The organism is Sinomicrobium soli, from assembly GCF_003285545.1.
Classification (GTDB): Bacteria; Bacteroidota; Bacteroidia; order Flavobacteriales; family Flavobacteriaceae; genus Sinomicrobium.
In genome coordinates, this window is the sequence record NZ_QLNV01000006.1 from 142,113 (window position 1) to 159,838 (window position 17,726).

A 17,726-nucleotide genomic window follows, 5' to 3' on the forward strand; every position below is an offset into this window, starting at 1 on the left:
GGGAATGAGCTGTAATGCTTCTACTTTACGACACCATTATCTTGCAATTTTTAATGCGACATAGTTGCAAAAAATAATTACATTTGTGCGACCGCCTTGCCGGATAGGGAAGAAAATGGACCAACAAGGAATTTTATCAAAGCGGAATTTTGAATAAATAAAATTTAAATAATATTTTCAGTATTATAAAATATATATTTAGATTTGTCTAAAATTTAAATTAATTCAAACTAAACTCATATGAGAGCTATCTGCATTTTTATGTTGTTCTTTCCTGTCTCACTGTTCGCACAGGAAAAAGATAAACTGGAAGGAACCGTCAGGGAAGGCAAACGCGTTGTTCCCTTTGCCAATATCAGCGTTGTAGGCAGTTCCGGGGGAGTAGCTGCAGATAACCGCGGGCGGTATGTGCTCGAACTGGCACCGGGGGAGTACACCCTGCGTATCCAGGCCATAGGGTTCAAATCGGCAGAAAGGACCATTTCTACCCGTGACTACAGGGAAAAGGCCCTGGATTTTGAGCTGGAAGAAGATATGCTGGGACTTGAGGAAGTGGTGATCAGCGGTACCCGGAACCGGGTAAATGTAAAGAAATCCCCGGTGGTGGTCAATGTGCTGGATGCAAAATTGTTTAATGCCACCCAGTCTGTTTCCCTGGCCGACGGACTCAATTACCAGCCTGGGGTACGGGTAGAGACCAATTGCCAGAACTGTGGTTTTACCCAGGTACGGCTCAACGGTCTCGACGGGGGATATACCCAGATACTGGTAAACAGCCGTGCGGTGTTCAGCGCGCTGAACAGCGTGTACGGACTGGAACAGATCCCGGCTTCCATTCTCGATCGTATAGAAGTGGTGCGCAGCGGCGGATCGGCGCTGTACGGGTCCAATGCCATTGCAGGGACCATAAATATCATCACTAAAGAACCGGTATTAAACTCCTGGCAGGTAGAGGGCAGCCTGGGGCTTATAGACGGCAAGACGCCAGACCGTACCCTGAATGTCAATGCTACCGTAGTGAGTGAAGACCTGAAAAGCGGGATCACCGTTTTCGGGATGAAACGCGACCGGGACAGTTATGATGCCAATGACGACGGGTTTACGGAGATCACGGAACTGACCAATACCACCCTGGGAACCAAGGCATTTCTCAAGCCTTCGGACAACAGTAAGCTTACCTTCGACTTTACGGCGCTTGAAGAGTTCCGCAGGGGCGGGGACCACCTCGAGCTGGCACCTCACCTTACGGATATCACGGAGCAGCTGGACCACAATACCGTTATGGGAGGACTTACGTATGACATTACCAACGACGATAAGAGCAACGCCTTTTCCGTGTATACCTCTGTGCAGCATACCGACAGGAAGAGTTATTACGGCGGACTGGGAGGCGGACGTACCCAGGAGGATTACGATGTGGCCGCCAACGCCTACGGGGGTACCGACGACCTGGCATTGCTTATGGGCGGACAGTACACCAGAAATTTCAGGAATACCGACGACATACTCACCGTAGGGGCCGAATACAACCTGAGCAGCACCCAGGACGATATAGCGGGATATAACCGTTTTATAGACCAGAAAGTAAACAGTCTTGGCGCTTTTGCCCAATACGAATGGAAACCTTCAGAAAAATTTACTGCATTGGTAGGCGGCCGGCTGGATTATGTAGATGTGGAAGGAGACTACTCCGTCCAGGATGTAGATCGTTCTTCGGAGATCGATCAGGCTGTGTTCAGCCCGAGGCTTACCCTGTTGTACAACTTTGCCGAAGGCTGGCAGTTCCGCGGCGGGTATGCCCGGGGGTTCCGGGCGCCGCAGGCCTTTAATGAAGACCTGCACGTATCTTCGGTAGGAGGAGAACCGCAGTTTGTCATTCTCTCCGATGAGCTGGAAACCGAATATTCCAATGCGTTTACGGCCTCTTTTAACTATTCCAGGAACTTTAACAAGGTACAGACCAATTTCCTGGTAGAAGGGTTCTACACGAATCTGGAAAATCCCTTCACTACAGTAAGTACGGGTGCCAGCCTGCCTAACGGGTCCATACTCGAGGAAGTGAGAAACGGAGAAGGGGCTTATGTAACCGGGGCCAATATAGAGATAGGAGTATCTCCTTCGCCCAGGTATACCTTCCAGCTGGGAGGGACCATACAGAAATCCAGGTATAAGGAAGACCAGCTCCTGTTTGAGAGTGAGGGAGACGTTCCCGGGGAATCGGATATCGCCATTCGCGAATTCGTACGGACCCCCGACGTGTACGGGTACCTGAATACCAATATGAAGCTCTTTGAAGATACCAGCCTGGATGTAACCGGAACCTATACCGGACCGATGACCGTACCACTGGTGATCAGCGACAGCGGATTTTTACAGCTGAACGAAAGCGATGCCTTTTACGACATCAACCTGAAACTGAGCCATCACCTTCACCTCAGTGATAATTTCCAGATGGATCTTTACGCCGGTGTCCGCAACCTGTTCAACAGTTACCAGGACGACTTCGATACCGGTGCGGAAAGGGATTCCGATTATATTTACGGACCTGTACTGCCCAGAACGGTGTTCTTCGGGATAAAACTCGGGAACCTGCACAATTTGTAGAGGGGTGGTTGTGTTTTAGGTTATTAGGTTATTAAGTTATTGGGTTATTAGGTTATTGGGTGTTACCTGAGTAACTTAGTAACCCAATAACCAGGTAACCAACCCATAATAAGTTTGCATGATTGTGATACGGTACCTTTTCATTTTCTTCTGCCTGTTTTCTGCACCGGGGTTTGCCCAGGCCGGTTCCGGGATTCCGTGGATATCGGTCCGGGAGCTGACAGATTCGCTGCAGACGCACCCGAAAGGAACCCTGCTTTATTTTCATGCAGACTGGTGTGCGTATTGTAAAAAGATGGAGCGCAACGCTTTCCGGTCGCCCGCCGTCCTGGCCCGGCTTCGGGAACGAGGAATATACACGGCCGGGATGAACGTAGAGACTACCGATACACTGCGTTTCGGCGAGCGGGAATTTTATAACCGTGAAGCAGAGACCAGGCGGCGTCCCGTCCATGAATTTGCCTATCTGCTGGGAAGCAGGGAAAACGAAGCCTTTTCAGTACCGGTACTGATCCTGCTCGATGAGAATTTTGCGGTAATACGGCGCAGTTTTTCCTATATGACCACCGGAGAACTCCTGGAATTCCTGGAGTAAAGACCATATAGGGATAATAAAAGATCATTATAAGATACGGTGAAGGAACTACTCCGGAAGGAGATAAAGGCTCCTTTTTTCAGGAGCCTTTGATCATTTCATTATAAGGTTAATTTAAACCCTCCGTTGATAACAAAACCATCGACCGGGGCATAAATATCCCGGAACCGGGGGTCACTTAAATTTCCGGTATAGATCGTATCGAACCGGGTCTGCCGGGTATCGAGCATATTTTCCAGGTTGAGAAATACGGAAAAATGTTCACCCAGCTTCTTTTCAGACATTATCCCCGCGATCCAGTACGATTTTCCGGTAGTTCCGTCATTGAGCTCCTGGGGACTGTAGTAGTAGGCTTCCAGCCCGATCCAGAAATCCCCATGCTTCTCATACATCAGCACATTGTTCAGCCGGTGCCTGGCTACCAGGGGGTATGCCGAAGAACCACTGCCGTAATGCTGTTTTACATCGGCATAGGTATATCCTACAAAGAGTTTCAGGTCTTTATAACTCCATTTCATATTGGCCTCGACACCCTGGGTATCGATATACCCGTCCGGTTGTGTGAACCGATAAGACCGGTCGTCACCCGGCGTGAGCATCAAGGGGTCGTTGATCCGGGTATAGAACAGCAGGGCATTGGTCGAAAGGCTGAAGTTACCCGCTATAGGCCAGCGGTAATTGACATCGAGGTTTATTCCGGTAGATCTTTCAGCCTTGCTGTCGGAGACGTCAGGAGGAAGTACGTTTCGGAACTGCAAACGTTCGGTATCCTCGGTAAAAATGGTTGGTGTTTTATATCCCAGTCCGCCCCCGGTACGGAAGGTAAGCCGGTCGTCGGGCTCGTACATCAGCGAAAACCTCGGCAGGAGAAAACTGCCGTAATCGCTCTGGTAGTCTCCCCGTAAACCGGTTTCCAGGGTCCATTTCCGGGAAATGTTCCAGGTGTTCTGGACAAAGACCCCGATCGTAGTATTGGAAAAACCCAGGTCCTGCCCGGGATCTCTTTCAGATTGTACAAAGTTTTCCGTCCACAGATTAAGTCCCCCGACCCATTCCGCGGTTTCGTCAAAGGAAGAGATATTGACTTCTGAAAAAGAAGACATCTGTTCTCCTCCGAAAGTATATCCGGGTATGCCTATGCTCCGGTCGAAGAGACTTATACTGTTTTTGACCTGTATTTTCGTGTGTTCCGAGAGTTTATGTGTGGCCAGTAACTGGGTGGAGATCCGGTCGGTATCGTTCTGCTCGAAATATCCCGTATCCTTTTTACCCTCGATGTAATCCATATTTCCCCCGAGACGGTCTTCGGTCACGTAATTAAGCCCCAGCTCTACCTCTGTCTTTCCGAGGTAGAGGAATACTTTGGGATTCAGTGTGAAGCGTTCAAAATCAGGAATGGCGGTAAGGCCTATATCTGCCGGATCATAGGCGGTACCCTTGTTATAGGAAGCAAAAACGGTGATCCCGGTTTTTCCGTATTTTTCAGCATAAAAACCACTGATATCCAGCCCGAGGGCCGAAGTACCGTTGACCATAAAGTTGAGTTGCCGTTTTTCTTCGGGGGTTCTGGAGACCAGGTTGACCAGCCCGGCAATGGCCCCGCCACCGTAAAGGGTGGAAGAAGACCCTTTAATGACTTCTACCTGCTTGAGGTCCAGAGGGGCAATCTGCATCAGGCTCAGCCCCCCGGAATACCCGGAATATAAAGGCAGACCATCCCGGAGGAGCTGGGTGTACTTTCCGTCCAGCCCCTGTATACGGATACTGGAATTGTAACTTGTGGCTGAAGTTTGCTGCGTCTGTATCCCGGTACTTTCATTGAGCAGCATCCGGATATCCCCGGGTTTCATATTCCCTTTTTCGGCAAGTTCCTCCCCGGCAATAAATTCGATACGGGTAGGGATATCTTCGATGGTGCGGGTACTTCGCGTAGAAGTAAGAATGATCTCCTCCATTTCTTCATGCGTTTCATGAAGATAATAGACCTGGTTTTGCTGATCCGGAGGAAGGGGAAAGGACAGGTCGGTTTTCAGAGGTTCATAGCCGATATACCGGATAAGGATGGTATACGAGCCCTCCGGAATGCCGGACAGGCCCGCGTGCCCGTTGCTGTCGGTAGAGGTGCCCTTGTCCAGTGCCTGAATATATACCGAAGCTCCCGACAGGGGTTTTCCCGATGCTTCGTCCTTGACAGTTGCTTCAAATATATGCTGGGCACGGGTTATGCTGCTCACCAATAGCAGCACAACCGTAAGAGTGATATAGTGTTTCACGGTTTAAAATATGAATGATATTAATAAAAAAACAAGAAGATGGCTGTGCGGAAGACAGTGTTTACATACGCGGAGGTTTAAACAGGGTGGCAAAAAAGGCGGAATAGGTACCGGCCAGGTAAAACACGATTTTTTTTCCCGGTATGGTATCCCCGGCAGGGAATTCATAATCTGACGACTGCAGTACAAAACCCGGGCAGGTACTACAGGTAAAAAAAGGAGAGCAGGCTGCACAACTATGGTCGTCAGGCGCTTCATGAGTGCCGTTGCAATCCTGGTGCGTATTGTCTTCCCTGCAGTTGTCGGTAAATACACAGCAGGGAACACTGGATAGCACCAGGCATAATACAGCCATAATGACAGCCAGATACTTCATAGCGCTAAAATATGAATTTTATTGTATCGCCACATTAACACATTATCAAATTGGCATATTATCAAATTAACATATAAATCTCCTGATCTCCTCCACAAGCAGTCCTGCGTCATTGACCTGCATAATATGTCCGCTGTGTTCCGCTTTCACGAAGCGGCTGTTGCGGGAAAGCTTTAGCAGGTCGTGTTGCAGTTCACCAGTCAGTTGGCGGTATTCCTCCCGTATGGCCGCGTTTTTTATCCTGGCGTAACGGATATCGGAAGTACCGGTGATGACGGTTAACGGGAGGTCTCCGAAATGCCCATACTGCCTGGCATCCCTGAAATTCCGGGTGTCGTTCTTCAGCTCCTCCAGGATGGTTTTGTACGATCTGTAGAAATGATTTTTTTCCATCCGGTGCAACGGATGTCCGACGGGTATTTCCGGGTTCAGGGGAATAAAGGAAAACAGTATCCTGTAGATTCCCGTGTGCACGGTCAGCGCGATAAGCCACCGGGGAGGAATACGGAGTATTTTCAGCAGGGCAGGGGAGGCCTTCTCCAATTGTAACGGATGTGCGGCGTCTGCAAAAATGATTCCTGCGATACTGTTTTTGTGCTTTGCGATAAAGGGCCTCAGGTAAATACCGGCCATGGAATGCCCCACCAGGATATAGGGTTCGGGGCATGCTGTTTTTTCGAGGAGAGCCTGCAATTCGGAGGTGACGTTACCATTGGTTACGGGCTTTCCGGAAGGGGGACTGAACATCAGCCCGTTCCGGTCGTAGGAAATGGTCACGGCATGTCGGGACACTGCATCCTGTACCTCCTTCCAGATGTAATGACTGCTTCCCAGTCCGGACTGGAATACCACGGTACACCGGCCTTTGCCCTTTTTTACGTAATGAAGGGGGGTGCCGTGAATGTTTACAAAGGTTTTTCCCTTAAGGGCCGACCGTTCGAGCCGCCACCTGGAGTACTGTTCGTAACATACTCCCGCCAGCAGCAGGAGAACGGACAGGGCCAGGATACAGCAGGCTGCAAAGACGATACGCTCCGTCATGTCAAAACTTCCATTTTCATAATAAATACTTCCATATTCATAATCCGGGATAGTCTGAATAGGAATACTTTCGTCCCGGTAATTATTTAGAATTAATAAAAATAAAAAAACTTTGATAACCGCCGTTCGGATTCTGCAAAAAAATGGAGAAACCGGAATATACCCGGGGAATTAAAGAAATACCAGTTGAGATAACCGCAAAACGACATTTCCGGGTATCCGGCAATATATGAAGAAAAGTATGACTTATAACGCGATAGGTTTATGTGGGATTCTGATATGGCTTTGCGTACAGCCGGTTCTGGCCCAGAAGGATACTGTTTCCCTGAACGAAGTATCGGTTTTCGGCTATTCCCCGGTAAAAACGGCAAACCGGCAGGCTTTTAATGTCAAGGCCATTGATGCTGCAAAACTGCACAATTCCGCTTCCGATATCGCCCATGTACTCGACCGGGTCCCGGGAGCCCGTTTGCGGGAAAGCGGCGGACTGGGGTCGGACTTCAGTTTTTCCCTGAACGGATTTTCGGGGAAAAGGGTACGTTTCTTTCTCGACGGTATCCCGATGGACCATTTCGGTGCTGCTTTCCAGATCAATAATATTCCGGTAAACCTCGCCCGGAGGGTAGAGGTCTACAAAGGGGTGGTCCCGGTATGGCTGGGAAGCGATGCCCTGGGAGGAGCAGTGAATATCATTACCGAAACCCGGATGAAGAATTACCTGGACGTATCCTATTCCTACGGCTCTTTCAATACACATAAAACCAATATCAATGCCGCAATAACCTCAAAGAACGGGTTTACCGTACTCCTCAATGCTTTTCAGAATTATTCCGACAACAACTATAAGGTTACCGTAGATGCGGCAGATATCCATACCGGGAAATACTACCCCGGTACCAGGCTGCGGCGTTTTCACGATACCTATCACAATGAAACGGCCATTACCCAATTTGGTTTTACGGATAAGAAATGGGCCGATCAGTTCCTGCTGGGTATTACCCTCGGGAAGTATTACAGGGAAATACAGACCGGGGCCAGGATGGTAGCTGTTTACGGGGCCTGGCACAGCCGGGGCGACATCGTTATGCCTACCCTGAAGTACCGGAAAAAGGATTTGTTTACCAAGGGGCTGGACGTAATGGTCAACGCCAATTACAACTTCGGGAGAGAACAGAATATCGACACGGTCAATGCCCGTTATGGCTGGCTCGGTGATTCCATCACCTATCGCGGGCATGGGGGCGAGCGCTGGTACCAGCATTATGTGTACCGCAACAATGCTGCCAATGCTTCTGCAACGCTGACCTATGCCGCCGGGGAAAAGCATTATTTTGCCCTTAATAACGTATTCAGCCGTTTCGACCGGAAAGGATACAACAAGGTATCTCCTTACGACAGGGCCTATACCGTTCCGCAGAAGAGCAGCAAGAACATACTGGGGTTCAGCTACCAGTATAAGCCTTCCGGAATATGGAACGTCTCGGTATTCGGGAAATACCTGTACCAGCACGCCGGGACCACGCTTATAGAAACCACTATCGAAAACCCCCGGGATACCCTGTATACCGATGTTGCGGCACGGCGTAATAAGCTGGGATACGGAATAGCCGCCTCTTATTTTATTCATCCCCGTTTGCAAGTGAAAGCTTCTTACGAAAAGACCAACAGGCTGCCCGAAAGCGAGGATATTTTCGGAGATCTTATCAACCGTGAGGCGAACTGGGATATCAAACCGGAATCCAGCGACAATATCAATATCGGGTTCCACTATACCCGGCCTGTCTCAGACGGTCACCTGCTTTATTTCAGCGCTACGGGAATCTATTACCATACCAACGATTTTATCCTGTATACCTTTAGTCCCAACCAGAATCGTACCATGGCGAGGAATATGGGCAGTGTGTCCAATACCGGGATAGAGTCCGAACTGAGGTATTCCTATAAACAGGCCTTTACCCTCGGGGCCAGTGTCACCTACCAGAGTATCAGGGACAGGCAGAAGTATCTAGAAGACCCTCTGACGGGAATGGTATTCGAAAATGACAATTACAACGAGACCCTGGCCAACCTGCCGTATTTTTTCGGCAATGCCGATGCTTCCCTGTTCTTTGGCGATGTATTCGATACCCGGGACAAACTGACCGTGGGGTATAACCTGTTTTATATGCATCATTTCTACCTGTATTCGCCGAACCAGGGGAATACGGCCTCCAAATTCGGTGTTCCGGAACAGCTGGCGCACGATGCCAGTATCACCTACACCCTGCAAGACGGACGGTACAATATTTCACTGGAATGCAAAAATTTTACCGACCGTAAGTTGTACGACAATTTCAGCCTTCAGAAACCCGGAAGGGCTTTTTATGTAAAGCTGAGGTATTTTATCCATTAATTATTTCTAAAAAATCAAAACAGATCCTATGAAAAAAGTTAAACTCGTTTTACTGACCATCCTGGCGGTGGTCTATGCTGCCTGTAGTAATGATGACGATGGCCCCGGAACGGACCCGGACACCCCGCCGGTGGAGGAACCACAGGAAGGGAAGTTTGTGGTCTCGGCCCTGCCGTATATCGATTTTCTTATCGGCAGCGGGGCCGACCTGCTTTACACTGTCGACAGCCTGGATTCGGGCGAACTGTCTCCCGGCGACGGACTGGAGCAGGACGGGACTTACAGGAATTATATAGTATCCGACAACGGTGTCTTCTTCAGCCTTCTATTCGGGCAGGGCGATCCCGGGGCGGTGGCCGGTTACAGGCTGAATGCCGGCGGGGAACTTATAAAACTGACCGATTTCCAGTCGGAGACCATGACGGCAAGGGCCGTTATCGGTGATGATATCCTGATGATAAAAAATGCCTGGGAACCCACGCAGGAATACTCCCAGTGGTACAGGCTGGATACGGAAAGCCTGCAGTTTACGGGACAGGGGGAGATCAATACCAACGAACTGCCCGGGAACGGGGAAATGGCGCTTTTTACAAGCCTGGAACAGGTAGGGGATAAGGTATTTGCCCCCTTCTGGAGTATAGAATCCGGACGTACCTTTATGACCCAATACCCCGGAAGCTCCCTGATCGCGGTGTTCAGCTATCCTGAAATGGAGCTGGAAAAAGTGATCCGGGACGACCGCACCGGGGCTGTAGGCGCCTATTTTACCGATGGTGTGGAAGTAGACGAACAGGGAGACATTTATGTTATGGCGACTTCCCTGGCCACTTCCGACGGGAATTACGACAATGTGAAGCCGGCGGCTTTTATGAAAATCAAAAGCGGGACTACCGAATACGACAAATCGTATTTTTTTAACCTGACCGATGCTTCGGGAGGCTCCTTCGTACTCAAAAAACTGTATCTCGGAGAGGGAAACTTTCTGCTTACGATGTCTGACAAACCGAACCCCTATGCCACAACGAATTCTGCAAAGTTTGCCATTGCCAATGTTTACGATGCCACGTTCCGGTGGGTGACCGGGGTGCCCGATGCCGCTTCGGTGCTGCGCACTACGGAATACAGTGACAACTATGCTCCCATGGACGGAAAAACAGGTTATCTCGGCATCATTTACAGTGATGAAGCAGGAGAACGCGTGTCTGCGGTCTATAAGTTCGATGCCGCTACCGCTACCGCAACCCGGGGGTTGACCACCGGGGAAAATGTGATTACAGCTATTAACTGGGTCCCTGTTACGGAAGAATAATGGGATCAGGTTATGGGGTTACTAAGTTACCGGGTTATTATGCTGTTGTCAAAACGACTTAATGCCCTGATAACTTAGTAACCTGATAACTTAGTAACCTGATAACTGTACATAACCCGAACCATTGCAGAGACCCATTAACAAACAATTGTCTATGAAAACAAACATCATCATCCTGTGGATATTCCTGGCCCTGGGCTGGATCGTACACCACCTTTACGGTGTAATGAACATCTATTATACCGAAACACTGGCCGCGGAAGGCGCTACCGGTGAAGTGCCGCTCGACCATCACCTTTACCGCGTGTTGTTTGAAGGCTTCTGCCTGCTCTTTGCGCTGCTTACCATTGAGGTATCAAAGCACTGGTTTAAAGTTGCCTCCCTGGTCTGGGCCGTACTCTCGGGGCTGTATAATATATATCACCTGGTACTGTCCCTTATTTACGAAGGTTCCAATATTTCCGAAATATTTATCCTGGTGCTGGTTACTGTGGCCAGTGTTTTCCTGGTATTGAATATCCGTCGCTGGATATAAGGCAGAAGGGGCTGCTTTCGGTGCTATCCGGACTTATGCCTCCTTTTTCCCCATTTGCGGTTGTACCAGATAATAAAACCCGTAACCGGCAGGGAGGCGCCGATAAGGGAGGCAATACATGCGAGGATTTTGGTGGGCAGGCCTCCGATGGTACCTACATGAATGTCAAAATTCATCCGTACCGTTTTTTCTCCTGCACTTAATTCCTCAAACGGGATATTGCTTTGCCGGCTGCTAAAACCCCGGGCTGTATTTATTTCTTTCAGGGTATATGGATCAAAATACCGTGTGTGAGCCCTGTAATATTTATCGGGGACAGGGTTATACGTTATGGCAATCGGGGATATGCTGTCTGCCGGAAATGAAAGGCTGAGATCGCCGTCCTGTTTTCCCTCGTCGTAGTAGAGGGCTTCCCATATCATATCTATCGGGTTTCCGGAGGTTTGTTTTTTCTGTAAAACGGGAGAAGTTTTCCGTGTATTGTTGAACGCTGTTCTGTCTTCTGCCCCCAGCACATAATGATAGCTGTCCCTGAACCATGTAAAACTGTAATATACGCCGGTATAGGTAAGGATAAATGCAAACAGTAATACATAAAATCCAAGTACATTGTGCAGGTCGATATTCAGTCTTTTCCATTTGGCATTCCATTTGATTTTAAAGCTTTTATTGCGGGTAGTACGGTTCCATTTTTTAGGGTACCACCAGATAAGGCCGGTAATAAGGGTAACGAGGAAAATAATACAGGAAGTACCTACTATGGGGCTGCCTATATGTGGCGGCAACCAGAAGAACCGGTGCCCGGCACGGATAAACAGAAAAAACTTCCTGGTGTTGCTTTCGGCAAACAGTTCGTTATGTACCACCTGCCCTGTATAGGGGTTGAGATGTAGATAGCCCATATAGACGTTTGCGGTGTTGTCAATATATCCTGCATAGGCTGTACGGTCGGGGCCGCGATAGGTAAGGTTAAGTAATAATACGGGATTATTTTCAAATTCGTTTTCAAGGTATTCCCCCGCTTTTCGTTTCAATACTGAAGGAGGGGAAAAGGGTATATCTTGTGCCTCTATGCGATTAAAGGGTTTGGTAAAATAGGCCACCTCGTCCCGGAATACCCAGATCGCCGCGGTCAGGCATACCACAAACACGACAATACCGGAGAGTAAACCCAGCCATAAGTGAAGCCAGTCATTGATACGCCGGAAAAGGGACTTTTTCCTTTTTTTTCTCATCTCTGCGTAGAATTTTATGAAGTACCCCGTACCTCGGGAGCGTATCCCGGAAAGTACGGGGATATGGATTAAAAGCGGAACATAAGGTTTGCTACTACATTGAGGGGGTTTTCCAGCATGCCCCTGGTGTTGAAGTAAGTTCTATCGGTGATATTGTTTACTTTGAGTCCTGCACGCCATCTGGACCTGTCGTAAAAGATACTTCCGTTGAACAGGGCATACGAGGGATTGGTAACTATATTGTCTCCGTCGTAAAAGGAATGGTCTACAAAATTTCCGCCGGCACCTATTCCGAAATTCTCGATAACACTTCCGGGTTGGAACCTGTAACTAACCCAGAAGTTTCCCACATTTTGTGGCATTCCGGTAACGTATTTTCCCTCGTAACGTGTTGCTTTGAGATACTGGTTTTCATTACGGGCATATCCTGCAAGTACGTTAAGTCCGGGCAGGGGATTGGCAATGAGCTCAATATCGAAACCTTTGCTTTCCTGTACTCCGTCCTGGGCAATATACCAGCCCTGGTCGTCACTGATGGTAGCGTTGTGTATTTTTATAAGATAGTAACTTATGGTGGCGCTTATTTTTTGGTCAAACAGTTCCATCTTTACTCCGCCTTCATACTGGGTGGCATGTTCCGGATCAAGGTTTTCCAGGGTGCCGTCTTCCCTGGTGGCGGTATTGCGATTGGAAAATCCGTCCATGTAATTTCCGAAAACGGAAATCTGATCTTTCACAGGCTGATATACGAACCCCAGTTTGGGAGAGACCGCGGTTTGCCCCCAGCTGTCATCTCCTTCCGATTCGTACCGGTCTGCCCGTAAACTGAGCATCAGGGCCATTTTGTCGGTAAGGTGCAGTACGTTTGAAACGTATAGCCCGTACCGTGCATTTTCACTGTAGGAGCTTCCGGTTTCCTTATCCTGTTTGATATATTCTTTTTCTATTTTTCTCCTGGTCAGTACCTGGTAAGGATCGTGAATGGAAATGGTATCGATCATGAGTCCTCTTCCCAGGTCGTTTCTGGTATATTTATACTTTCTGTAATCTACTCCTGCCAATAACTGGTTTTTCATCCCCGCAACGGCAAATTCACCGTTGAAATTCTGCTGCAACTGAAGATGTCGCTCAACAATAGGTCCGTAAAGACGGCCTTCACGGACAATAGTATCTGCAGAAATAAAATGAAAGTGAGGTTGTAAACTGCTCTTGAGATTCACGTTGGTAACGGAAATATTGGTCGTGGATTTCCAATGCGGAGAAATGGTATATTTCGCCTGTAAATAGGTATTGATGTTGGTTCCCTCTGCATTTACATCGTCTGCGCCGAAAGGTTCCCGGTTAAGCGGAATATCGGCTGTGTTTTTATAAGGCCCCGGCGTATAACTTCCTGTACGGGTTTCATCGAAATTAAAGATCTCTATATCCCCGGATATGGATAAGTCGTCGTTTACATTGTATATAAAACTGGGAGCGATGGAAAAGGTATTATTGTGCCCGGCTTCCTTAAATGAACCTATACGATGGAGGGAACTGTTTACCCGGAACAGCAGCGTTTTCTCTTCATTTACGGGAGTGTTGTAGTCTACGGTAGCCCTGCTGAGCCCAAAGCTGCCGAAGGAGTACCCTATACTGCCGGATGTTTCCCGGTGAGGCTTTTTGGTGACAATATTGACGACACCCCCATAAGAGCTCTGCCCCTGGAACAGTGTGCTTGAAGGTCCTTTGAGGACCTCTATCCGCTCTATATTGGTAAGGTCGACAGAGGAACGGGAAATAGAAGTCTGCATGCCGTTCCTGGCATTGATATCACTGTTAAACCCTCTCAGGGTAATTCCGAACCCTCCTGCAGGATATGCTGTGGTCACTACTCCAGGAGCATTATTGAGCGCATCCCGGACACTGATCTCCAATTGTTCCTTGAGCAAATCGCCGGTAATCACATGATATACCTGCGGGTTTTCCAGGTTGTTCAGTGGCATTCGTGCCACATATTCCGTTTTTTTGTCCGCATACGGGTTGACCCGGTCTCCTTCGATGGTCACTTCTTTCAGTTGTTCTACGCTTTCCTCCAGTGTGATTTCGCCGGTTTGCGTAACCTCTCCGGGTATGATGTTGACAGGAATTTCGAGTGTGGCGTGCCCGGTAAGACTTATGCGCAGTATCCGGTGCCCTTCGGGGATGTTCCTGATCGTGAATTTCCCGGCTGTGTCTGTAAATGTTCCCATGGTGGTTCCACGGACGATGATATTGACCATATCGAGGGTAACTCCCCCGGTATCTTTGATATAGCCGGTAACCGCACCTTTTCCCATAGGGTTTACGACGAGCTGGTCACCGCTTAATGAGAACCTGAGCCCGGATTGCAGGGAGGTTTCTTCCAGAATATGTTTGATACTGTTAATTGCGGAAGACAGGTGTATGTTTTTTTCCGTATCCACGTGGCGGGAACTGTAAACGAATCGCAGGTCGCCCTGGCGTTCGATTTCAGACATGAGCCCGCCTATGGTGAGTGAAGCTGCGGGAAGTTGTATTTCCCGGTCCAGTTTTTCCTGTGCGGTTACCGTATATGACATCAGTATACAGCAGAACAAAAAGTATATTTTACAATGGTTTTTATATGGATATTTTAATGTATTTTGCATTTTAATTCAGGTTTTATTTATTGAATTAATCTCTCATAAGTAAAACTGTTTTCCGAACCGGTTGTGTGGCCGCACAGCCGGTTCCGTTTTTTGAGTGTATGTGATGTTGATTTTTTCAGGTTTTCATGGAGTGTTTAATTTTCGGTGATTAGTACTCGGTTTTCTTTTCTTTCAAAATCCAGTTTCGTACTTTTTTCCAGCAGGTACAGTGTGCGTTGAAGCGATTGTTTCCCGAACCTGGCGGTAAAAGGAAGGTCCCATTCCTTTTCCGGGATAAACGGTATGCCGTAATGGCGTTCCAGGATATTGAAAACCTCGGAAAGGGGAGTGTCCTTAAACCATAATTCGCCCCGGGTCCAGGCCGTCACATAATCGGCATCCATACCTGAGACCAGGCTTACTTCTTTTGATCTTTTGTCATATATCAACTGTTGTCCCGGAGCGAGCATTATTTTTTTTCCGCCGCTGTCAAACTGTATTTTGCCTTCTGTAAGTGATATGTAGATCCGGCTGCTGTTTTCCACATTGGAGACGTTAAAGCGGGTGCCCAGTACTTTTATTTCCACACTGTCGGTATGGACGATAAAGGGGTGTGAGGGGTCTTTGGAAACATGAAAAAATGCTTCTCCCTTTTCCAGGAAGACTTCCCGCGTATTACCGGCAAAAAAGGAAGGATAGGTGAGCAGGGTCCCGGCGCGCAGGTGTATTGTACTGCCATCTTTCAGTGTCATATTACCTTGCTTGCCGTAATTCACGGCCATTTGCTCCTGTTTTACGAAGGGCAGGTATAAATAGGTCCTGTTCAGCCACCCGGCGGATAACAAAACGACCAGGCATGCGGCTGTTGCTGCGACCTTTAGGCCATACCTGTTTTTTGGAAGGGGGGAATCACGTATGCGGGTTTTGCGGACGATATGGTTCCATATATCCTTTAGATGTGCTTCGTTTTTTTCGGGATGTGCTATTCCCGGTACATCACCTGAGTCGAAAAGCCATTCTTCAACGGCTTTTTCCTCTTCGGGAGAGCAATTCCCTGCGGAATACCGTTTTAAAAGCGTTTTGTCTATTTCCATGTCAATGAGAAATGTCCTTTCCCATATAGTCGTACGACCGGCAGAAATCATGCAACGGAAATGTGAAAAAATGATAACGGTCTTTTTAATAAGGGAAGTGTGGCGTAAGAGCATCCCGGTCAGTAGGGGAGCAGAGACCTTTTCAGCTGATCGTTGATCTTTGCCAGGTGATAAGCTACCGTGCGTTCTGAGACGGAGAGCATATCGGCAATTTCCCGGTTTGTAAAACCTTCTATCCTGCTCATACGGAATGCCTTTTTACCGATTTCCGGAAAATCCCGGATATACCATTCGATCTCTGTTTTAAGCGCCTTGTACGCAATGTCGTTTTCAAGATCTGTTGTCGAATCCTGAACCTGTATTTCCTTTAGCTTTTTTGCCTTGATGGCCTCACTTCTGTAAACGTCTATGATCTTGAATTTCACGGCCCGTATGAGGTAATTTCTAAGTGAAGTTTCTATTTTCAGGGATTTTCTTCTTTCCCAGAGGGAAATAAAAACTTCCTGCACGATACCGGAAACCTTTTCCGGATCTTCCATTTTGGAACATCCGTACTCATAGAGAACAGGGGCATATGCCTTGTATACCGCCTCGAACTGTGAATGAGTCCTGATACGCGTAATGTTCCTGATATGTTCTCGTTTTTCTTTCATTCCGGTATGAAGTGATGGGCATCGCGACAGCAAATATACGTTATTTGAATTAAGTCTAAATAATTTTATACAGAAACCAAAAGACCCGAAAGTACAGGCAAGTGCCGGGCTCAGGTTATGGCTTCACTTTTTTACGGAATCGGATTTCCGGAGAGAAAGGTTCATTATTCGACAATATATTATGTTAATCTGTATTTTATCTTAAATTTGTTATGACCCGGGAGCAAAAAAATAAAGGATGTAAAACAACCGCAATTTTTTTTACCCCTGTTTTTAAGTGTCATATATACACATATGTAGTAAAGAAGAGGTTCTTTCCGGAGAATTTCCCGGCACATGGAAGAAGCCCGGATAGAAGCCGGTTGGAAAACCTGTAAAAATACCCTGTTCCAAGGAATTGTAAAAAATGTATTGATAAGACGTGTTTACCCGAAGTGATATACATAAGGTATTTGATAAATACTACAGCGCCCTGGTGCTGTACGCCAACCGTTTTCTCCCTCTGAGAAACGAGTGTGAGGACCTGGTACAGGATATTTTTGTAGACCTCCTGGAAAAAAAACCGGTATTCCCTGATGAGACCTCATTGAGGGCCTACCTTTATAAATCTACCCGTAACAGGTGTTACAACCATCTCAAGCACCTTAAGGTAAGGGACAAATACGCCTCGCACCGCATACAACAGGTAGAAGAGGAAGCTTCGTTTTTACAGGAAGTCATGGAAGAGGAGATCAGCAGGCAGCTGTACCAGGCTGTGGAATCCCTGTCCGGAAGAAAAAGGGAAATAATCATGTTAAGCCTCAAGGGGCTGAAAAACAGCGATATCGCATTGACCCTGGGAATACAGCTCCAGACCGTAAAAACAATAAAATCGTCGGCGTACAGGGAATTAAGGGCTCTTTTCAGTCACACAGATGTCATTGCTTGTTTTATTATGATAAAATAACCGCCCTGTTTTTAGGTATTTACTGTAAATAATCCTGTTTTTTTGAAAA

General features: G+C 47.7%; 13 protein-coding genes. 6 read left to right on the plus strand and 7 right to left on the minus strand.

The window, feature by feature from the left end; translation table 11 throughout:
• Positions 1-240: 240 nt before the first annotated feature.
• Both DN748_RS09520 and DN748_RS09525 read left to right on the plus strand, forming a co-directional pair.
• The gene (locus DN748_RS09520; RefSeq protein WP_112371558.1) at positions 241-2,604 is read left to right on the plus strand and encodes a TonB-dependent receptor; all 2,364 of its coding nucleotides are present in this window, start codon (positions 241-243) and stop codon (positions 2,602-2,604) included.
• Between the two features lie 118 nt (positions 2,605-2,722).
• The gene (locus DN748_RS09525) at positions 2,723-3,199 is read left to right on the plus strand and encodes a thioredoxin fold domain-containing protein (RefSeq protein WP_112371559.1); all 477 of its coding nucleotides are present in this window, start codon (positions 2,723-2,725) and stop codon (positions 3,197-3,199) included.
• A gap of 101 nt (positions 3,200-3,300) precedes the next feature.
• Here DN748_RS09525 and DN748_RS09530 read toward each other — a convergent pair whose 3' ends face one another.
• The 3 genes from DN748_RS09530 to DN748_RS09540 form a co-directional block, all read right to left on the minus strand.
• On the minus strand, positions 3,301-5,472 hold the full coding sequence (locus DN748_RS09530) for a TonB-dependent receptor (protein WP_112371560.1): 2,172 nt from the start codon (positions 5,470-5,472) through the stop codon (positions 3,301-3,303).
• Between the two features lie 61 nt (positions 5,473-5,533).
• Positions 5,534-5,848: a hypothetical protein gene (locus DN748_RS09535; RefSeq protein WP_112371561.1), complete on the minus strand. Its 315-nt coding sequence runs from the start codon at positions 5,846-5,848 to the stop codon at positions 5,534-5,536.
• Positions 5,849-5,914: 66 nt separating this feature from the next.
• Entirely contained in the window at positions 5,915-6,889 is a 975-nt protein-coding gene (locus tag DN748_RS09540) for an alpha/beta fold hydrolase (RefSeq protein ID WP_112371562.1), read from the minus strand.
• A gap of 229 nt (positions 6,890-7,118) precedes the next feature.
• On the opposite strand from DN748_RS09540, the gene DN748_RS09545 reads away from it, so the two are divergent.
• The 3 genes from DN748_RS09545 to DN748_RS09555 all read left to right on the plus strand — a co-directional run bounded on the left by DN748_RS09545 (position 7,119) and on the right by DN748_RS09555 (position 11,125).
• A complete protein-coding gene (locus DN748_RS09545; RefSeq protein ID WP_112371563.1) occupies positions 7,119-9,281 on the plus strand; it encodes a TonB-dependent receptor plug domain-containing protein in 2,163 nt (720 codons plus the stop codon).
• 28 nt (positions 9,282-9,309) lie between these two features.
• Entirely contained in the window at positions 9,310-10,590 is a 1,281-nt protein-coding gene (locus DN748_RS09550; RefSeq protein WP_112371564.1) for a DUF4374 domain-containing protein, read from the plus strand.
• A gap of 154 nt (positions 10,591-10,744) precedes the next feature.
• Positions 10,745-11,125 carry a hypothetical protein gene (locus tag DN748_RS09555; RefSeq protein WP_112371565.1) on the plus strand — a complete coding sequence of 127 codons (381 nt, stop codon included), beginning with the start codon at positions 10,745-10,747 and terminating at the stop codon, positions 11,123-11,125.
• A gap of 23 nt (positions 11,126-11,148) precedes the next feature.
• Here the strand turns inward: DN748_RS09555 and DN748_RS09560 are convergent, their stop codons facing one another.
• From DN748_RS09560 to DN748_RS09575, 4 genes are all read right to left on the minus strand, one after another.
• Positions 11,149-12,360: a PepSY-associated TM helix domain-containing protein gene (locus DN748_RS09560; protein ID WP_112371566.1), complete on the minus strand. Its 1,212-nt coding sequence runs from the start codon at positions 12,358-12,360 to the stop codon at positions 11,149-11,151.
• Positions 12,361-12,428: 68 nt separating this feature from the next.
• Entirely contained in the window at positions 12,429-14,954 is a 2,526-nt protein-coding gene (locus DN748_RS09565) for a TonB-dependent receptor (protein ID WP_161554525.1), read from the minus strand.
• 185 nt (positions 14,955-15,139) lie between these two features.
• On the minus strand, positions 15,140-16,078 hold the full coding sequence (locus DN748_RS09570; RefSeq protein ID WP_161554526.1) for a FecR family protein: 939 nt from the start codon (positions 16,076-16,078) through the stop codon (positions 15,140-15,142).
• 119 nt (positions 16,079-16,197) lie between these two features.
• Entirely contained in the window at positions 16,198-16,731 is a 534-nt protein-coding gene (locus DN748_RS09575; RefSeq protein WP_112371569.1) for a sigma-70 family RNA polymerase sigma factor, read from the minus strand.
• 421 nt (positions 16,732-17,152) lie between these two features.
• Here DN748_RS09575 and DN748_RS09580 point away from each other — a divergent pair, with 421 nt between their 5' ends.
• A complete protein-coding gene (locus DN748_RS09580) occupies positions 17,153-17,677 on the plus strand; it encodes a sigma-70 family RNA polymerase sigma factor (RefSeq protein WP_112371570.1) in 525 nt (174 codons plus the stop codon).
• Positions 17,678-17,726 lie beyond the last annotated feature (49 nt).

Coding starts and splice junctions, on each gene's coding strand:
- DN748_RS09520 (WP_112371558.1), top strand. CDS start 241: ATGAGAGCTATCTGCATTTTTATGTTGTTCTTTCCTGTCTCACTGTTC.
- DN748_RS09525 (WP_112371559.1), top strand. CDS start 2,723: ATGATTGTGATACGGTACCTTTTCATTTTCTTCTGCCTGTTTTCTGCA.
- DN748_RS09535 (WP_112371561.1), bottom strand. CDS start 5,848: ATGAAGTATCTGGCTGTCATTATGGCTGTATTATGCCTGGTGCTATCC.
- DN748_RS09540 (WP_112371562.1), bottom strand. CDS start 6,889: ATGACGGAGCGTATCGTCTTTGCAGCCTGCTGTATCCTGGCCCTGTCC.
- DN748_RS09545 (WP_112371563.1), top strand. CDS start 7,119: ATGAAGAAAAGTATGACTTATAACGCGATAGGTTTATGTGGGATTCTG.
- DN748_RS09550 (WP_112371564.1), top strand. CDS start 9,310: ATGAAAAAAGTTAAACTCGTTTTACTGACCATCCTGGCGGTGGTCTAT.
- DN748_RS09555 (WP_112371565.1), top strand. CDS start 10,745: ATGAAAACAAACATCATCATCCTGTGGATATTCCTGGCCCTGGGCTGG.
- DN748_RS09560 (WP_112371566.1), bottom strand. CDS start 12,360: ATGAGAAAAAAAAGGAAAAAGTCCCTTTTCCGGCGTATCAATGACTGG.
- DN748_RS09570 (WP_161554526.1), bottom strand. CDS start 16,078: ATGGAAATAGACAAAACGCTTTTAAAACGGTATTCCGCAGGGAATTGC.
- DN748_RS09575 (WP_112371569.1), bottom strand. CDS start 16,731: ATGAAAGAAAAACGAGAACATATCAGGAACATTACGCGTATCAGGACT.